Source organism: Aeromonas sp. YN13HZO-058 (genome assembly GCF_001921245.1).
Taxonomy (GTDB): Bacteria; Pseudomonadota; Gammaproteobacteria; order Enterobacterales; family Aeromonadaceae; genus Aeromonas; species Aeromonas allosaccharophila.
In genome coordinates, this window is sequence record NZ_MQSY01000052.1 from 66,271 (window position 1) to 84,576 (window position 18,306).

17 protein-coding genes and 1 riboswitch are annotated in these 18,306 nt (G+C 60.5%); of the genes, 9 read left to right on the top strand and 8 right to left on the bottom strand.

Annotated elements, in window-relative coordinates; all coding sequences use genetic code 11:
- Nucleotides 1-193 precede the first annotated feature (193 nt).
- Both ompA and BSP75_RS12440 read left to right on the top strand, forming a co-directional pair.
- Nucleotides 194-1,192, top strand: coding sequence for a porin OmpA (gene ompA / locus BSP75_RS12435; RefSeq protein WP_075113398.1), 999 nt, complete (start codon nt 194-196; stop codon nt 1,190-1,192).
- Between the two features lie 228 nt (nt 1,193-1,420).
- A complete protein-coding gene (locus BSP75_RS12440) occupies nt 1,421-2,458 on the top strand; it encodes an OmpA family protein (RefSeq protein ID WP_075113399.1) in 1,038 nt (345 codons plus the stop codon).
- 93 nt (nt 2,459-2,551) lie between these two features.
- Here the strand turns inward: BSP75_RS12440 and BSP75_RS12445 are convergent, their stop codons facing one another.
- Complete coding sequence (locus tag BSP75_RS12445; RefSeq protein WP_075113400.1) at nt 2,552-4,246, bottom strand: NAD-dependent malic enzyme; 1,695 nt, start codon at nt 4,244-4,246, stop codon at nt 2,552-2,554.
- A 69-nt stretch (nt 4,247-4,315) separates the two neighbouring features.
- Entirely contained in the window at nt 4,316-5,173 is an 858-nt protein-coding gene (locus tag BSP75_RS12450; protein WP_075113401.1) for an AraC family transcriptional regulator, read from the bottom strand.
- 120 nt (nt 5,174-5,293) lie between these two features.
- On the opposite strand from BSP75_RS12450, the gene BSP75_RS12455 reads away from it, so the two are divergent.
- Both BSP75_RS12455 and BSP75_RS12460 read left to right on the top strand, forming a co-directional pair.
- On the top strand, nt 5,294-6,673 hold the full coding sequence (locus BSP75_RS12455) for an MATE family efflux transporter (RefSeq protein ID WP_075113402.1): 1,380 nt from the start codon (nt 5,294-5,296) through the stop codon (nt 6,671-6,673).
- A 123-nt stretch (nt 6,674-6,796) separates the two neighbouring features.
- Nucleotides 6,797-7,045, top strand: coding sequence for a YciN family protein (locus BSP75_RS12460; RefSeq protein WP_075113403.1), 249 nt, complete (start codon nt 6,797-6,799; stop codon nt 7,043-7,045).
- Between the two features lie 33 nt (nt 7,046-7,078).
- On the opposite strand, the gene BSP75_RS12465 is transcribed toward BSP75_RS12460, so the two are convergent.
- Nucleotides 7,079-8,200: a diguanylate cyclase gene (locus tag BSP75_RS12465; RefSeq protein WP_083617164.1), complete on the bottom strand. Its 1,122-nt coding sequence runs from the start codon at nt 8,198-8,200 to the stop codon at nt 7,079-7,081.
- A gap of 235 nt (nt 8,201-8,435) precedes the next feature.
- Here BSP75_RS12465 and BSP75_RS12470 point away from each other — a divergent pair, with 235 nt between their 5' ends.
- Entirely contained in the window at nt 8,436-9,833 is a 1,398-nt protein-coding gene (locus tag BSP75_RS12470; RefSeq protein WP_075113404.1) for a nucleobase:cation symporter-2 family protein, read from the top strand.
- A gap of 102 nt (nt 9,834-9,935) precedes the next feature.
- Entirely contained in the window at nt 9,936-10,652 is a 717-nt protein-coding gene (locus tag BSP75_RS12475; protein WP_075113405.1) for a protein ligase, read from the top strand.
- Between the two features lie 119 nt (nt 10,653-10,771).
- On the opposite strand, the gene BSP75_RS12480 is transcribed toward BSP75_RS12475, so the two are convergent.
- Nucleotides 10,772-12,148: a sodium:alanine symporter family protein gene (locus BSP75_RS12480; protein WP_075113406.1), complete on the bottom strand. Its 1,377-nt coding sequence runs from the start codon at nt 12,146-12,148 to the stop codon at nt 10,772-10,774.
- 250 nt (nt 12,149-12,398) lie between these two features.
- Nucleotides 12,399-12,514: riboswitch (glycine riboswitch) on the bottom strand.
- A 506-nt stretch (nt 12,515-13,020) separates the two neighbouring features.
- Here BSP75_RS12480 and BSP75_RS12485 point away from each other — a divergent pair.
- The gene (locus tag BSP75_RS12485) at nt 13,021-14,187 is read left to right on the top strand and encodes a type III PLP-dependent enzyme (protein ID WP_058052784.1); all 1,167 of its coding nucleotides are present in this window, start codon (nt 13,021-13,023) and stop codon (nt 14,185-14,187) included.
- 75 nt (nt 14,188-14,262) lie between these two features.
- Here the strand turns inward: BSP75_RS12485 and BSP75_RS12490 are convergent, their stop codons facing one another.
- On the bottom strand, nt 14,263-15,231 hold the full coding sequence (locus BSP75_RS12490; protein WP_075113407.1) for a calcium/sodium antiporter: 969 nt from the start codon (nt 15,229-15,231) through the stop codon (nt 14,263-14,265).
- A gap of 126 nt (nt 15,232-15,357) precedes the next feature.
- A complete protein-coding gene (locus tag BSP75_RS12495) occupies nt 15,358-15,831 on the bottom strand; it encodes a peroxiredoxin (protein WP_075113408.1) in 474 nt (157 codons plus the stop codon).
- Nucleotides 15,832-15,987: 156 nt separating this feature from the next.
- Here BSP75_RS12495 and BSP75_RS12500 point away from each other — a divergent pair, with 156 nt between their 5' ends.
- On the top strand, nt 15,988-16,914 hold the full coding sequence (locus tag BSP75_RS12500) for a phenylacetate--CoA ligase (protein WP_075113409.1): 927 nt from the start codon (nt 15,988-15,990) through the stop codon (nt 16,912-16,914).
- Nucleotides 16,915-17,005: 91 nt separating this feature from the next.
- Here the strand turns inward: BSP75_RS12500 and yfcD are convergent, their stop codons facing one another.
- Nucleotides 17,006-17,488: an NUDIX hydrolase YfcD gene (gene yfcD, locus BSP75_RS12505; protein ID WP_075113410.1), complete on the bottom strand. Its 483-nt coding sequence runs from the start codon at nt 17,486-17,488 to the stop codon at nt 17,006-17,008.
- 204 nt (nt 17,489-17,692) lie between these two features.
- Between yfcD and BSP75_RS12510 the strand changes: the two genes are divergently transcribed.
- A complete protein-coding gene (locus tag BSP75_RS12510; protein ID WP_075113411.1) occupies nt 17,693-17,911 on the top strand; it encodes a DUF1107 family protein in 219 nt (72 codons plus the stop codon).
- A gap of 52 nt (nt 17,912-17,963) precedes the next feature.
- Here the strand turns inward: BSP75_RS12510 and BSP75_RS12515 are convergent, their stop codons facing one another.
- Nucleotides 17,964-18,278 (bottom strand): DUF2845 domain-containing protein, encoded by a 315-nt coding sequence (locus tag BSP75_RS12515; RefSeq protein WP_005343911.1) that lies wholly within the window; start codon nt 18,276-18,278, stop codon nt 17,964-17,966.
- Nucleotides 18,279-18,306: the final 28 nt, after the last annotated feature.

Sequence of the window (18,306 nt, forward strand, 5' to 3'; positions counted from 1 at the left end):
CGAAAGCATAAAGTAGTTGCGCCTGTAAGGTATTGGATAAGCACTAAAAAGCGCTTCTTGTCCGGTCTGTTGTCCATGACGCCACTGCATCATGAGAGTCCAAAGCCTTCGCTATCCACTTTGCTGGCGATTTTTCGCAGCAATAAAAACAAGTGCATTGCCCGACCCGGGCTAATACAACGAGGATAAACCGATGAAACTCAAAATGGCTCCTACCCTGATTGCACTGGCGCTGGCCGCCGCTGGCACCACAGCACAAGCCGCCGATGACTGGTACACCGGTATCGGTGCTGGCTGGGCCTATGCCCACAATCTGGATGATTTTGGCAAAGACACTGACAAAGACGCCACCGCACTGAGTCTGTTCGGCGGTTACAACTTCAACGACTACTACTCAGCCGAACTGGGCTACCTCTACGCCGGTAAAGCGGGCGTTGACGGCAGCGATTTCAAGACCCAGGGTGCAACCCTCTCCGGTATCGCCCGTCTGCCGCTGGGCGACATCTTCTCGGTGTTTGCTGAAGGTGGTGCCTACTTCAATCACGTCAACGGCAATGGCAACAGCGACAACGGCACCGCGCCGCTGGCCGGTCTGGGCCTGACCGCCAAGATCTCCGACCTGATCGATGTGCAAGCCCGCTACCGCTATCTCTGGAATCTGGGTGACGAGCAGAAAACCTGGGAGAGCGACATGAGCGTCGCGACCCTGGAGCTGGTGATGCACCCGAACCGCACCTCTTATGTTGCCCCGGTTGCCGCCCCTGCCCCTGAGCCGGTTCCCGAGCCGGTACTGGTCGACAAGAACTTCGCCCTGAGCTCTGACGTGCTGTTTGCCTTTGGCAAATCCACCCTCAAGCCAGAAGGTGTCGCAGCGCTCAACACCCTGTATCAGCAGATCGTTGATGTTCAGCCGAAAGATGGCAGCGCCGTGGTCGTCGGTTACACCGACCGTATCGGTTCTGATGCCTACAACCAGAAACTCTCCGAAGCACGCGCTCGTACCGTGGCGGACTTCCTGGTTGGCAAAGGTCTGCCGGCAGGAAAAGTTGCCATCGAAGGTCGCGGTGAAGCCAATCCGGTCACCGGTACCCAGTGCAACAGCGTCAAGGGCAAGGCTCAGCTGATCTCCTGCCTGGCCCCGGATCGTCGCGTCGAAGTACGTGTCATCGGCGTGCAGCAAGTCACACAGTAATCCTGCAGTCCGACATAACAAGGAGGCCACCTGGCCTCCTTTTTTTGGCTCTTTTGTCACTCACCGCAAACCACCTTCCTCCTTCCCGCATCGTTTCAGTGACATGGGTTCACTTATTGCCACTATCCATACCTCCCGGGTGGTTAAAAACAGCCCGTCACCTATAAATAAGTGTGGGGTTTTACTAACAAAAATCCCCACTACACCAAACATCGACGAGGATACGCGATGAACATAAGAGTAAAACCTGTGTGGATTGCACTGGCATTGGCGAGCACAGGCGCACAAGCGGTACCGGTTCACGACTGGTATGCCGGGGTCGGCGGTGGCTGGGCCATTGCGCACGATTTGAATGACTTCAGTCAGGATGTCAGCAAGGATGCGACTGCGCTCTCCCTGTTTGGCGGCTACAACTTCACAGAAAATCTGGGAGCCGAGATTGGCTATCTCTCCACCGGAGACTGGGATATCAGCGGCCATGACTTCAACAGCAAGGGGGCAACCCTGTCAGTGATTGGCCGCTTGCCGCTCAGCGAGATGTTCTCGGTCTTTGCCGAGGGCGGTGGCTATATCTATCACGTCGAATCAGTCAACGGCGGGGACGACAACCTGGCACCGCTGGCAGGCCTGGGCCTGACGGCGCGGCTCCATGACTGGGTCGATCTGCAGGCGCGCTACCGCTACATAGTGCGCGTTGGCGATGATCCGGATAACGGCAAAGCCAACAGCGGTACCCAGCGCTGGGTCAGCGACGTCAGCACCGCCACCCTGGAGCTGGTGATCCACCCCAATCGCAGCCAACCCGCAGCAGCGGCCCCCACCCCGGCACCGGTCGTGGTCCCCCCGCCACCCGTTGAACCGGAAGTGGTCGATCAGACCTTCAACCTCAGTTCCGATGTGTTGTTCGCCTTTGGCAAAGCAGATCTCAAGCAGGAGGGGATGAGCGCGCTGGACGATCTCTACCAGCAGATCGTCGACGTGCAACCCAAGGATGGCAGTGCCGTCGTGATGGGTTATACCGACCGTATCGGCTCGGATGCCAACAACCAGACGCTGTCCGAGGCGCGGGCAAAAACAGTCGCCGACTTCCTGATCGGCAAGGGGCTGCCTGCCGACAAGGTGAGCATTCAGGGCAATGGCGAGAGCAACCCGGTCACCGGCAACCAGTGTGATGCCATCAAGGCCAAAGCCGCACTGATCGACTGCCTTGGACCTGATCGCCGGGTAGAAGTGCGCGTCACCGGCGTACAGGGCGCCAGCGAGTAGTTCATCTTGAGGCGATAACCATGTCAGACGTGCAGTAAAAAGGGATGCTTGCGCATCCCTTTTGCTTTGCTGTGGTATTCACGCCCCGTCCAATCAGAACGAGGTACGGCGGTAGCGGCGATATTCCGGATGCCAGAAGTTGGCCTCGATCGCCTGCTCAATCACCTCGTCCGGGGTCTGTACCGCCTTGCCCTGCAGCATGGCGGTCTTGGCCACCATCTTGGCGATGTAGCGGGAAACCTGATGGATATCCGCCAGATCCGGCAGCAATGAGCCCTCTTCCCCTTTCACCAGCGGTGAACATTCCGCCAGCGCGCGGCTGGCTGACATCAGCATGGCGTCGGTCACCCGGGTGGCGCCGGAGGCGATAACGCCAAGGCCAATCCCCGGGAAGATGAAGGAGTTGTTGCACTGGGCGATGACATAACGCTTGCCCTTGTGCTCCACCGGCGCAAACGGACTGCCAGTGGCCACCAGCGCCTGACCGTCGGTCCAGCGGATGAGGTCAGCCGGCGTCGCCTCGACCCGGGAGGTGGGGTTGGAGAGCGGGAAGATGATAGGGCGGGCACAGTGCTTGTGCATGGTCTTGACCACCTCTTCGGTGAACAGACCCGGCTGGCCGGAGACCCCGATCAGGATGTCCGGACGACCGTGCTCCATCACCTCCAGCAGGGATATATTGTCCCCCACCGGCCAGTCTTTGATCCGCTCCACCGGCTGGGAGAGACGGCGCTGGAAGTCGAGCTGGTTGGGGATCTTGTCGGTGATAAGACCGAAACGGTCCACCATAAAGACCCGGCCACGAGCCTGTGCATCGGTCAGCCCTTCGGCCTTCATCTGCGCCACGATCTGCTCGGCAATGCCGCAGCCCGCGCTGCCCGCGCCGAGGAAGGCGACTCGCTTCTCGGAAAGTTTGGCGCCGGAGGCCTTGCAGGCGGCGATCAGGCTGCCCAGGGTCACCGCCGCAGTGCCCTGAATATCGTCGTTGAAGCAGCAGAGCTCATTCTTGTAGCGGTTAAGCAGCGGCATGGCGTTGTTCTGGGCGAAATCTTCGAACTGCAGCAGGATGTCTGGCCAGCGGCGCTTGACCGCCTGAATGAAGGCATCGACGAACTCCGCATACTCTTCACCGGAGATACGCGGATTGCGCCAGCCCATGTAGAAGGGGTCATTCAGCAGTTGCTGGTTGTTGGTGCCGACATCCAGTACCACCGGCAGGCAGTAAGCCGGCGAGATGCCGCCACAGGCGGTATAGAGCGACAGCTTGCCGATGGGAATGCCCATGCCGCCGATCCCCTGATCGCCCAGACCCAGGATCCGCTCGCCATCGGTCACCACGATCACCTTGACGTTCTGCTTGGTGGCGTTTTGCAGCATGTCATCGATCCTGTCCTTGTCCGGATAGGAGATAAACAGGCCACGAGCGCGGCGATAGATGTTGGAAAACTCTTCACACGCCTTGCCCACGGTCGGGGTATAGATGACCGGCAGCATCTCGGTCAGGTGGTTGTGCAGCAGACGGTAGAACAGTGTCTCGTTGGTATCCTGGATGTTGCGCAGATAGATGTGCTTGTCCATGTCGTTGCCAAACGCCATGAACTGGCGATAGGCGCGCTCGGCCTGCTCTTCGATGGTCTCGATATTCTGGGGCAGCAAGCCTTCGAGGTTGAAGTTGCTGCGCTCTTCGCTGGTGAAGGCGCTGCCCTTGTTGAGCAAGGGGGTCTCCAGCAGGGCGGGACCGGCGTAGGGAATGTAGAGGGGACGTTTCGGGTTATTATCTTCAAACATGGATCTTGGTACCTAAACGGTTAGCTAGACGCAGGAACCCGCCGATCCTAGGGGCTTGTGTCATTAATTTCAAAGAGTTTGCATATCCGTTGCAAAAGGTTTGCGACCGAGTCGACGAAATGCCCCCGGGGTCTGACCAGTCAGACGACGAAAGCGGTTGGCAAAGTTGGCGCCATCGCTGTAACCGACCCGGGCCGCCAGCTCGCCAAGTGGCCAGTTGGTATAGAGCAGCAGCTGGCGCGCCTTGTTCATTCTGAGCTCGGTTACCTTGGCCATGGGCCCCATGCCAAACGCCTGCTGACAGAGCCGGTGCAGATGGGGCACGGAGCAGGCCATCTGTTCGGCCAGCAGGGCGACACTCCAGGGTTCGTCCAGGCGCGCCTCCACCCGGCGAAACAGCGCCTGCAATCTGAGTTCAGGGGTGCCGCGCACCTCCCCTTGCAGGGTGCGCTCCAGCAGCGCCAGCAACAGGCTGAGCAGTTGGGGCTGCAGCGGGGAGCGAACCCCCTCCCCCTGCATCAGGCTGAGCAGGTGGTAGAGCTGATCGCCACCATCCCCTTGCCAGATACGGTGACCGAGGCGGTGCAGATGCTGCCAGCGCGGCACATCATCGAGCAAAATCCAGCTGATCTGCCAGCGCTCACCAATCAGCTTGAGACCGCCGGGCACGGCGGCGGGCAGGAAAATCAGCGACCCGGCCGGAATGGCTTGCTCCCCCTCGTCGGTGAGCAGCGCTCCCCCTTCGTCATGACTCACCATCAGGATGTGAAACTCGGGGCGATTGCGGCGGATCAGGTAGTGATCGCGGATCTTGGAAAGCCCGCTAAGGAAGATCCCCGCCTCACCGAGCAGGGGCAGCCCTTCACGTCCCAGCATCTGCTCTTCACAGGCTGGTGCTATCTCCAGACACTCGCTGGCAAATGGCATAACACCTCAACAGGATAGTTTTGCACAAGAAAACCGAGAGGCACTCACAGTGATGACGCCCCGACATGCCCCTATCATACCCATGACAAACCTTGCTTTTCTCAAACCCGGTTAACACTAATGAATTATTGGCAAGCGATTTTAAAACAAACCACCGATCGCGAGTTCATGACCCGACTGTGGCGGCTGGCCCTGCCTGTCTCGCTGCAGTCCATGATGTTCTCCCTGCTCGGCCTCATCGATATCATGATGGTGAGCCAGCTTGGCACCACGGCAGTGGCGGCGGTCGGCTTGGGTAACCGGGTCTTCTTTTTCAATCTGCTGGTGATAGCGGGCCTCGCGGGCGGGGTCTCGGTATTGGCAGCACAGTACTTCGGGCGCGGCGAGATGGCCGGGGTTCGCCGCTCCCTGGCACTGGCAATAGTGGGCGCCCTGCTGGTCACCCTGCCCTTTGCCTTCATCTATGTGTTATCACCGGGTAGCGTGCTGGGTTTTGCCAGCGAGGATCCGGCACTGCGCGCCCTCGCCGACCAGTTTTTGATGATCACCGGCGCCACCATCCTCTGCACCGCCATCGTGGTGCCGCTGGAGTCAGCCCTGCGCTCGGTCGGCAATGCCGCCGCACCAACCCGCATCGGCATTATCGCCATCATCGCCAACGTCATCCTCAACTACGCCCTCATCTTCGGTCACTTCGGCTGCGAGGCGATGGGCGTAGCCGGCTCGGCCTGGGGCACCACCATTTCACGGCTGTTGCAAACGACCCTGCTGCTGATCTACGTGAGACGCTACGAGGCGCGCCTGATCCCGCGAAAAAATGACTGGCTGGCCGCCTTCAAACGCAAGGAGGTGGTGCGCTTTACCCTGATCGCCCTGCCACTGCTGTTCCATGACGGGCTCTGGGCCTTCGGCATGCTGATTTACGGCTTTCTCTACGCCCATCTGGGCACCGATTCGCTGGCCATCATGACCACCCTCGGCACCCTGGAGAGCATCCTCATCTCCCTCTTCTTCGGGCTGGCGGTGGCCTGCTCGACCCTGCTCGGTCACCGACTCGGGGCCGAGGAGTACGAGGTAGCCTGGCAACACTCCCAGCTGTTTCTGCTGCTGGCACCGATTGGCGCACTGCTGGTGGGGATTGCGGTCTGGCTGCTGCAAGCCAACCTGCTGCAATGGGTCGGCAACCTGCCCCCCGAGCTGATGACAGAGGCGGGACAGGTGCTCGGCATCATGTGTCTGGGGATGCTGCTCAAGGTGTTCAACATGGTGGGGATCATCGGGGTGCTGCGCTCCGGCGGCGATGTGAACTACAGCATCTTCATCGATATCGTCGGCATGTGGTGCATCGGCATCCCGCTCGCCTGGGTGGCCGTTACTGTGCTCGGCTGGCCCCTCTCCTGGGTGGTGGCGGTGGTGCTGCTGGAGGAGTTCAGCAAGATGCTGCTGGTGCAGCGCCGCATTCGCCAGCGCCGCTGGCTGAAGAATCTGGTGATCGGATAAACAGCCACAAATCGGGGTCATATCAATGACAGAAAAACCCTGTTTGCAGTATGCTGGGCGCCTCTTCAATCAGAGGCAGGGATCCACGGTTTCCCTGTCCAGTAGTCGTTTAAGGAGACGAGCATGCAACCACAAAAAGAGCTGATCACCGAGACTGCCCTGCTTGAGATGGCCAACAAGATCATCAAGAGCCACGAAGACTTCATCCACGGTATGCGCGCCGATTCGGTGGAGCAGAAGGGGGATATTCTGGTGTTCAAGGGGGAGTTTTTCCTGGCCGAAGATGGCACCCCGACCGGCAAGACCATGGCGGTCTTCAACATGTTCAAGTTGCTGGCCCAGCAGCTCTCCGGCAAGTACAAGCTGGCCTGATTTCACCAGCACCTTGCCAACACGATGCCGCCCTCAGGCGGCATCTGTTTTTGCGCTGTTCTGCCCCTCGACCACCACGCAGTTGCGTCCCGCCATCTTGGCCTGATAGAGACACTCGTCGGCGCGGTTGATCAGAATATCGATGGTGTCTCCGGCACGGGCCATGGCAATGCCGATACTCACCGTCACCTCCAGCAGTTCATCCGAGGTGGGGCTCTTCACCAGCCGCGCCTCGACCGCAATGCGCAGCCGTTCCGCCACCCGGCTCACCTGCACCGGATCACCGCAGTTGTGCATCAGGATGGCAAACTCTTCGCCGCCATAACGCCCCAGCACCATGTCAGGCTCCAGCTGCTCGCCCAGGGTGGTAGCCACCTCCTTGAGCACCGCATCCCCCGCCAGATGGCCGTAAATATCGTTGATCCGCTTGAAGCGATCGAGATCCAGCAACATCACCGCAAAGGGCTTCTTTTTGGCTTTCAGCTTCTCTCTGGCCTGCTCCAGCTGCTTCATCAGCAAGCGGCGGTTCATCATGCCGGTCAGCTCGTCGGTAGTGGATTCCCGATAGAGCCGCAGCAGCATGTTGAGCTGGCCGCACTGCACCCAGCAGCTGGCCATGGTAAACATGCCGAGCACCCACACCTGATTCAGGGTGGCCTGACTCCAGATGGTCTGGCCCACCAACAGCCAGTGGCCCAGCAGCATGGTCACCAGCACCACACCCGCCAGTTGCAAACCGAGGGAGAGGGGGATGGGGAAGATGGCAAACAGGGTGATCAGCAGATAGGGAAAGGCCACGTAACCCGCCTGCAGCTCCTGCTCTGCGCCAAAGCTGTGCAGGCAGAAGAGGGAGAAGAGCATCATCACGGCCATCAGGTAGCCAAGGGCCAGCTTCATCCGTTCCCGTTTGAAATGAATAAGATAAGAGAGCGGAATGAGCGGCGACAACGCCAGGGTGCAGAAGATCCTGGCCAGGAACAGCTGCTCGAAATGGATGGCGGGCAAGGTGACCCAATCCACCACCGCCCAGGCCGGCAAACCGATCATCAACAGACAGGTAAGCAGGCGCAAACGCACCGTCATAAATCCCATGCGGGTACGAGTAAAGTCTTCGGAGTGAACCTTGGCACTCCAGAACTCCGCCAATTTCAGCACCAGAATCTCCACACAACTACAGAGGGCTCATTCTACACCGAGGCGGGGGGGGGCAAGGGGAAATTAAACCGTGAGACAGGTCACACAAACCGACAGATGATAATCGCCGCGCGCAAACGTTTCAACCCATCAAAAAATAAACCTTTTTTCGCATAATTAGCGCTGGTCAGCGCCATTTCAATCACTACAATAGCGCCCAATTTTCTCCCCCCTCCCCACACAATTCGAGGTACTTATGGAACAGGCTGCTGCCACACGCATCACCCCGGAGGCACATCCCCCCAGGCGAGCCCATAGCGAACTGGTCTACGGCATAGACGATGTACCGCCCCTGCCCCAGACCCTGTTCGCCGCCTTGCAGCATATGCTCGCCATGTTTGTCGCCATCATTACCCCGCCCCTGATTATCGCCAATGCCCTCGGCCTCCCTGCCGCCGACACCCGTTATATCGTATCCATGTCGCTGGTCATGTCCGGCATCGCCTCCTTCATCCAGACCCGCCGCTTCGGCCCCATCGGCTCCGGCCTGCTCTCGGTACAGGGCACCAGCTTCAACTTCCTCGGCCCCATCATCGCCTCCGGTCTCGCCCTCAAACAGGCGGCCATGCCCACCGAGGATCTGCTGGGCACCCTGTTCGGCACCATGCTGGCCGCCGCTCTGACCATAGTTGTGATGAGCCGCTTCCTCCATCTGGTGAAACGGATCATCACCCCGCTGGTGACCGGTATCGTGGTACTGCTGATCGGCCTGACCCTGATCAAGGTGGGGCTGATCAGCATGGGCGGCGGCTATGCGGCCCTCTCTGATGGCAGCTTCGCCAGCCACACCAACCTCTTCCTCTCACTGCTGGTGCTCGGCCTTATCGTGTTGCTGCAGCGCAGTCGTAACCCCTGGCTGCGCCTCTCCGCCATCATGATCGCCATGCTGGCGGGCTATGCCGTGGCGCTGCTGCTGGGCAAAGTAAGCGCCCCCACCTTCGATGGCCCGCTGCTGATGGTGCCCATTCCGCTCCACTACGGGCTCGGCTTTGACTGGCAGCTGTTCGTGCCGCTCGCCATCATCTTCGTGGTGACGGCGCTCGAAGCGATCGGCGACATGACCGCCACCTCTGATATCTCCGGCGAGCCGCTGGAAGGGTCTGTCTATATGGCGCGGATCAAGGGCGGCGTGCTGGCCGATGGCGCCAACTCCATGCTGGCGGCGGTCTTCTCCACCTTCCCCATGTCCACCTTCGCCCAGAATAACGGCGTTATTCAGCTGACCGGAGTGGCCAGCCGCCATGTCGGCCTCTTTATCGCCGCCATGCTGGCGCTGCTCGGCCTGTTCCCGGCGGTCGCCAGTCTGGTACAGCAGATCCCCGAACCCGTGCTGGGCGGCGCCACCATCGTGATGTTCGGCACCATCGCCGCCGCCGGGGTGCGCATCATCGCCCGCGAGGAGCTGGATCGCCGCGCCCTGATGATCCTGGCGGTATCGCTCGCCATGGGACTGGGGGTCGCACAGGTGCCGGAGGTACTGCAACACCTGCCGGAGCTGGCCAGAAGCGTGCTCTCCTACGGCGTCGCCACCGGTGGCATCACCGCCATCGTGATGAACCTGCTGCTACCAAAGCGCGAAGTGCATCACTCCTGAGACATCGCCCACCGCTAGCAAACCCAAGCCCCGCACTGCGGGGCTTTACCTTGCCAGTCGCCACAGGTAGTGTGCTGGGCAGCCTTTTTTGAGGATGCCGCCATGCCCTACCGCCTGCTCTCCCCCCTCCCCGATACCGCTTCACCCGCACAGATCCTGGCACAAGAGCAGCACTGGCTGCGCGACTGTGCCCATGACGGCCAGCCCCGCGCTCACCTCTGGCAGGCGCCCCAATGCCTGATTGTCACCCGCAAGGATACCCGCCTCCCCCATTACGAAGCCGCCTGCCAGCAACTTGCCGCTGAAGGTTGGCCGGTGCATGTGCGCGACAGCGGCGGCACCGCCGTGCCCCACGGTGCGGGCATTCTCAACCTCTCCTTGCTATTGCCCCGCACCACCACAGATCTGGCCCACTACTACCGGCTGCTGGGCGAGCCGCTGCTGAGCCTGTTGGCGGAATACGGTCTTGAGGGAAGCTATGACTTCGTGCCCGGCTCTTTTTGCGATGGTCAGTACAATCTGGTGATTGGGGGACGCAAGATCACCGGCACCGCCCAGCGCTGGCTGGCGCCGGGGCAGGATCACCAGGGCGCGGTGCTGGCGCAAGCCATGCTGCTGGTAGCGGGTGATGTGGATGAGGGAACCAGGATGGCGAGCCGCTTCTACGAACTGGCGGGCGGCGAACTGCGCTTTATGACGGGAACCTCCACCACACTGGCAAGCTGCATCGATTGGCGCGGTGGCGACGAGGCGTTGGTGGACAAGGTGCGAGCACGTCTGGAGAGCCTGCTGAGCGAGGGGCAGTCCCCCTCACCCTGACCCTCTCCCGGAGGGAGAGGGAACACGCCCGCCCATGGAAATAGCGCCGCGCACAAAAAAGCCACGACCCGAGTCGTGGCTTGTTCTTTTCAAGTGGAGCGTGAAACGGGCGGAGGCGTTCAGGCCGTCTGCGGCTCGGGCTCTGACTCCGTATCGCAGTCGCGGCCAAAGTAGGCGCGGGTCTCGGCGATCACCACATGGCGCAGGCCAATCAGGCCGATGAGGTTGGGCACCGCCATCAGACCGTTGACGATATCCGCCAGCAACCAAATCATATCCAGATGGAGGAAGGCGCCGCTCGCCACCAGAGCCAGATAGATGAGGCGGTAGGGCTTGATCGCCTTCACCCCGAACAGGTACTCGGTGCAGCGCTCGCCATAGTAGTTCCAGCCAAGGATGGTGGTAAAGGCGAAGAACAGCAGGCCAATGCTCACCAGATACTGGCCAATATGGGCATCCAGTCCTTGCGCAAAGGCGGCACTGGTCATGGCTGCACCGCTCAAGTCGCCACCCCACACCCCGGTCACCACCAGGGTCAGGCCGGTCATGGTGCAGATGATGATGGTGTCGATGAAGGTGCCGGTCATGGAGACCAGCCCCTGCTCCACGCAGGAATCGGTCTTGGCCGCCGCCGCCGCGATGGGCGCAGAGCCCAGCCCCGACTCGTTGGAGAAGACCCCGCGTGCCACCCCGGACTGAATGGCCAGCATGATGCTGGCGCCGACAAAGCCGCCGGTCGCCGCATGGCCGCTAAAGGCACTCTCGATCACCAGCATGACGGCATCGGGCAGAGCGCTGGCGTTGTTCACCAGCACGCCGAGACAGGCGACGATGTAGAAGATGGCCATGAAGGGCACTACCTTGCTCGACACGCTGGAGATGGACTGGATCCCCCCCAGGGTCACCAGCGCCACGATCAGGGTCAGCACCACGGCGGTCGCTTCACGGGGCACCGAGAAGGAGAGGCTCATGGCGTCAGAGATGGCATTGACCTGCGGGAAGGTACCGATGCCGAAGAAGGCCACGCCGATACCAAACAGGGCAAACAGCTTGGCGAGCGGTTTGGAACCGAGCCCCTTCTCCAGATAGTACATGGGGCCACCAGCCATCTGGCCGTTGGCATCCTGCTCGCGGTATTTGACCGCCAGCAGGCACTCGGCGTACTTGGTGGCCATGCCGAACAGCGCCGCCATCCACATCCAGAACAGGGCACCGGGACCGCCCAGCTTGATGGCAGTGGCAACCCCGACGATGTTGCCGGTACCAATGGTGGCAGAGAGGGCGGTGCAGAGGGCACCGAAGCTGGAGACATCCCCCTGCTTGCCATGGCCCTGATCGCGACCAAAGACCAGACGCAGAGCGAGCGGCAAGCGCACGACCTGAAGCAGACCCAGACGCAGGGTGAGATAGATACCGGTCCCGACCAGCAGGATCAGCAGGGGCGGACCCCAGATAAAACTATCGATGGCGGTTAACGCCGATTGAATTGATGACATGCATCCTCCTTAAAAAACAAAGATTAAGGAGGAGAAGGATGATCTTCCCATAGGTGTCGCGATCGGCCAGAGGCGATCGGATGCAGGCCAAGAACGTGTTCACACTCTTACTGCGAGGCCGTGATCAAGGCTCATGCGCTGCTCGGAAGCCTCATGTATTTACATACACTCCGGTTCCTGCGCTGCACTTTACCTTGCTGACGACCTCTCGTTACAGATCGTGAACAGTTCCAAGCTCAGGTACAACCATCCCATCCCCTCTGTCCTTTTGCCTGAGAGTTTCCGGCGCCAGCCTGCCCTTACGGGTAGTCATGGTGCCTTGCTCCTTCGGCGCCCGATTTAACGGGTCTCTCCAGAGTATCGTCCAGTAGCAGTCCACACCGGTTGCCCGGTACCTGAAAGATTCACTTCTTCGGTGGATGGTCCCCCATCGCTCTCCTGCTACCTTCATCCGAACTAGTTTGGATTAGGAAGCTGGCATGTTAATCCAAAAAATGTGAGCTGTCTCGCACTTGGCCATCCCTGTTTGTACTTTTTTTGTTGCCACCGGAACATTGGCAAGGATGTTAAATGTTAGTTAACTATCAACAAGTTAGGCGCTCGTAGATGACATGCGGCCCAAACGGAAAAGTGCCGGATAGAGAACAGTGCTCCCTCTCGTTTCGCCAAGAAAATCTTGCCAACATATTCAATCAAAATGCTTGCACACAGAATCAATAAGCCGATAATCCGGCGCATAACCAAGCACTTTGCCATCAATTTATGCACTGTGTTCGGTTGGTCCCACCGGACCGCTCGCCTGACCCGGCCGTCGCCGGTTCAATCGCATATGGCTTGGGCATATCACGCCCCCTAAGGATGACCAAAAGAGAATGAACGAGACCCTGGTTGCAAAAGATGTGGTCGCACAAGATTACCGTCAGCTGGTTGAACAATTCGGCTCCCCCCTGCTGCTGCTCGACAAGGCAGCCGTCCGCAAACAGTATCGGGCGCTGGCCGCCGCCCTGCCCGATGTACGATTGCACTATGCACTCAAGCCCCTGCCCCACGAGGCAGTGGTCTCTGTCTTGAAGGAAGAGGGGGCCTGTTTCGATCTGGCCACCAATGGCGAAGTGGATCTGGTGCGCAGTCAGGGGGTTCGCCCGGGACGTTGCATTCATACCCATCCCATCAAGCGCGACAGCGATATCCGTTATGCGCTGGAGTTCGGATGCACCGTGTTTGTCTACGACAACCCGCTGGAGCTTGAGAAGTTCATTCCCTACAAGGACGAAGTGAAACTGCTGCTGCGGGTCAGCTTCCCGAACCCCGAGACCAAGGTCGATCTCTCCAAGAAGTTCGGCTGCACTCCGGAGCAGGCGCTGCCGCTGCTGCAACTGGCCCACGCCAAGGGGATCAAGGTGATGGGGCTGTCGTTCCACGTCGGCTCCCAGGTGCCCCACGCCCGTCGCCATGTGCAGGCCATCGACGCCTGCCGCGAGATCATGGAGCAGGCCTGGGCGCTTGGGCTCAAGCCCTGGGTGCTGGATATCGGCGGCGGTTTCCCGGTCGACTATGAGGGGGGCGAGTTCGACATCGACGGCTTCTGCGCGCCGATCCGCGAGGCGCTGGCCAAGCTGCCCGCCACCGTGCAGAAGATTGCCGAACCGGGCCGCTTTATCAGCGCACCGGCCATGACCTCGGTCGCCAGCGTGATGGGCAAGGCCCACCGTGGCGACAAGATCTGGTACTACCTGGATGACGGCCTCTACGGCAGCTACAACGGCCAGCTCTATGACCACGTCACCTATCCGGTGAGCACGCCCTATGCCAGCGGCGAGCAGCATAACTCGGTGCTCTCCGGCCCGACCTGCGACAGCGTGGACGTGATCCGCGAAGGGATCATGCTGCCGGATCTGGCTATCGGCGAGCTGGTGGTAGGCAAGGTGATGGGTGCCTACACCTGGGCCTCGGCCTCCACCTTCAACTTCTTCCCCAAGGCGAGCATCCTCATTCTGGACAGCAGCCAGAAGGGGCAAAAGCTGGTGGCAGTAGCCTGACGGCCAACAGGCTCACCGAGCAAAAACAAGAGGGGGAAGCTTAAGCTTCCCCCTCTCTCATTTCACCAACGCCAATCAGATAAACTGGCTGGTCAGCAACCAACCGGTATAGGCGACGAAGCAGGCCAGCAGCACGCCCCCTTCCAGCCGGTTGATCCGCCCCTGCCCCTTGCGACCCAGACACATCACCAGCAGCAACAGGGTGAGCCCCATCATGATGCTCCAGTCACGGGTAAGTACCTCGGACGCCACGTCAAGCGGGTGAATGGCTGCCGCAATCCCCACCACCGCCAGAGTATTGAACAGGTTGGAGCCGATCACGTTGCCGAGCGCCAGATCATGCTCGTTCTTGCGAATGGCGATCAGCGATGACGCCAGCTCAGGCAGCGAGGTCCCGACCGCCACTATGGTGAGGCCAATCACCAGATCGCTGATGCCGAGCGCCTGAGCGATAGTCACCGCCCCCCACACCAGCAAGCGGGATGCACCGATCAGCAACACCAGCCCGACAACCAACCAGATAATGGCGCTCTTGAGGGACATCCCCTCGCTTTCGATATCCTCGGCGGTCTCGCTATCCAGCGCATCTCCCTTGCCATTCATGCCAGCCCAGATGGACCAGCCCATCAGGGCAACGAAAACGACGCCGAGAATAGCCGCATCCATCCGGCCCAGATGACCATCCATCAGCAGGGCGCCGGAGAGCAGGGTAATGCCGAGCAGTATCGGGATCTCCTTGCGCACCACCTGAGAGGCCACCGCGATAGGGCTGATAAGAGCCGTCAGACCCAGGATCAGCGCAATGTTGGTGATGTTGGAGCCATAGGCATTGCCGAGCGCCAAGCCGGGATTGCCCTGGGAGGCCGCCAGCGCCGAGACCACCATCTCCGGGGCAGAGGTGCCAAACCCGATGATCACCATGCCGATCAGCAGCGGCGGCATCCCCGCATAACGGGCGGTGGCAGCGGCACCATCGACAAACTTGTCAGCACTCCAGACCAGCAGCGCCAGTCCGGCAATCAGGGCAACAAAAGCCAGGGTCATAGGATCTTCATCTCTTCGTCAGCAAACAGGAGCGCCAGCAAACCCTGCCGGCACCATGGGAAAGTGGCGCCCAGTGTAGCGATGCCATTTCCCAATTCAAGGGGAAATCAAACCGTGATTAACATTTCACAACGCGGCCAGCAGGCTCGCCGCATCGGAGACCTCGAACTTGCCGGGGGCCTCCACAAACAGCTGCTCTACCACACCATCGTTGGCGATCAAGGCAAAGCGCTGGGCACGGATGCCGCCAAAGGCGCCGGTATCCTTGGCAAGACCCAACGCCTGGCTCCAGCTGCCATCACCATCCGCCAGCATGGTGATGGCCTCGGCATTCTGGGCCGTCTGCCAGGCCCGCATCACAAAGGCGTCGTTGACCGACAGACAACAGATAGCATCCACCCCTTTGGCCATGAACTGATCGGCCAGCACCACGTAACCGGGCAGATGGGCATTGGAGCAGGTGGGAGTAAAAGCGCCAGGCACCGCAAACAGCACCACTTTTTTACCGGCGAACAGCGTGTGGCTATCCCGCTGCTGCTTGCCCTCCGGGGTAATAAAGGTAAATTCGCCCGCAGGCAGGGGGTGTCCGACAGCAATCATGGCTTCTAATCCTGAGTCGTGGTGGAAAGTCGCCAGTTTAACCCGATGTGATGAGCCATCCCAACCGGAACCGTGAGCCGGATCACCGATGGCGGACGGGCATTTTCCGCTCGGGCAGACTACTCTTGAGCAGGTTTCACGGCGCCAGGAGGCCCCATGCAACACTACTACGATGGTCTGGAAATTCGTCCCCCCGCCCTGCGCGAACAGCAGCAACTGGACCAGCTCAATCATCAGCTTACCCATGTCAGTCAATACTGCGCCGGTTACTCCAGCGCCTATCGCCAATGTCACCTCGAGGATCTGGCAGAGCTGGCCACCCTGCCGCTGCTCGACACCACAGAGCTGTTTGCTGCCCAGCAGGCTCACCCCCCCTTTGCCGGTCTCACCGGCCGTCCGGCCAGTCAGGCGCTGCGGGTCTTCTCCTGTCCGGGCCAGCTGGCCATCCCCGAGTATGCCGGGGCAGACTGGTGGGGCGCCGCTCGGGCCCTGTTTGCCGCCGGTTTCAAGGCGGGGGAAGTGATGCTCAACGGCCACGACTACCACACCGGCCCCACCGCCTTTATCTTTGATAACGGCGCCCGCCAGCTGGGCGCCCCCGTGGTGCCCTGCGGGCCACACGATACCCAGCGCCAGCTGGAGGCGCTGCTGCGCTATCAACCTACCGGCTACGTCGGTCCGCTGGTAACCCTGCTCGACCTGCTGGAAGCGGCCGAGGCGGCGGAGATCCCCACCGACTCGCTGCGCCGCGCCCTGCTGTGCGAAGCCACCCATCCCGAAACCGCACCACTGCGCGCCGTTCACGGCATTGCGGCCCTCAACTGTCTGGTGTGGCAGGATGTGGGGGTGGTGGCCTACGAGAGTCAGCCCGGTCAGGGTTTTATCGTCAACGAGAGCTGCATCGTCGAAATCATCGATCCCGCCAGCGGCAACCCAGTGAGCGGCGATGAAACGGGCCAGCTAGTGGTGACCCGGCTCGATCTGGAGTATCCATTGTTGCGGCTGGTCACCGACTGGCAAGGTCACTGGCTCGCCAAGCACAGCGCGTGCGGACGCACCAACCGGCGCCTCAAGCTGGTGTAGCCACCTAGACAGATGCACAAATGTACAAATGCAAACGGGCAGCCATCAGGCTGCCCGTTTTGTCTCTGGCGAGAAAAATGTCTGACGCTTGTCAGCGCCTCGCCTGCCAGGTGGCGATGGCGAGCAGGGAGTCGGGGGTAAATTCGCTGGCGCGCTCGGCAATCTCGGCAAGGCTCATCCAGTGTACCGCGCTCACCTCTTCGGCCTGCAGCTGCAGCGGCCCCTGATAGCGGCAACTGAAGAGACCGCCCCAGACCCGATAGCCCTCCCCTTCGGCATAAAAACTGCCAAAGCCCTGCAGGGGGACATCGGCAATACCCAGCTCCTCGGCCAGCTCGCGGCGGGCGGAGGGCTCCATCTCCTCACCGGTCGTGACCACACCACCGGCGCAGGCATCCAGCATGCCGGGGCAGAAATCCTTGCTGAGGGTGCGCCGCTGCACCAGGATCCGATCCGCGTCGTCGAGCACCAGAATATAGCTGGCGCGATGGCAGAGATTCTCCCGCCGCACCTTGGCTCGCTCGGCCACGCCAATCACCCGGTTATTCCCGTCCACCACATCAACCCATTCCACGCACAGGCCCTTTCGTTTGTTCCATTCAAGCCCGCAGTATATCGGTGCTGTTCGTTGTCATGGCACTACTTTTTCTGCCGGGGCGGCCCTTTTTATGGTGCCCTTCACCAGAATGAGGATTCATGCAAATCTTTATAAACCGTCATCTCGGTGTCATCGACCGACACCATAGTGTGCCCTGTCCCGGCAATCAGGAAACTTGTGATGAAGGTGTTCAAGCAGTTATCCCCACGACAGATCGCTCGCTACATCAAGAGCTTTCACCGAGGCTATTTTGCCATCGAGTCGCTGGGGACATTTGAATTCAACGCAGGCAGGATCAGCCTCCATGGCCTGACCTGCCGCCAGCGGCTGAGGCTGGCCCGCCAGATCAATCAGGCCGTCAGCCAGCTTCGTCACAGCGACCCCCTGCCGGACATGTGAGCCAAAGGGTCTTGCCCTACTGTCTGTTGTGCATCCATGCTTTGCCCGCCGGTTAGTCGCCGCGCGGGCCGTTTTCGATGTCGGTAATGATGCCGTTGCGCACCGTCACGAAGCGCATGAACTCGTTCTTGCCAAAGTTGTAGGTCCAGCGTTCGCCATATTTGACCTGCACCAGGTTGCCAAACTGGTTCTCCTCGTTGCGGTTGAGCTCTTCGCGCAGCATGGGCTCACCGCACTTGAGCAGCATCTCGGCGGTGGTGTCGCCCTCGGTAATAAGCGCATTCTTGCAGCGCATGGCATCGGCACTGGCCGGAATGCTCAGCAGCAACAGGGCCAGCCCCGCTACCTTATTCATCTTCTTGCTCATCGGGTTCTCCTTCTCCGGTCGCATGAGT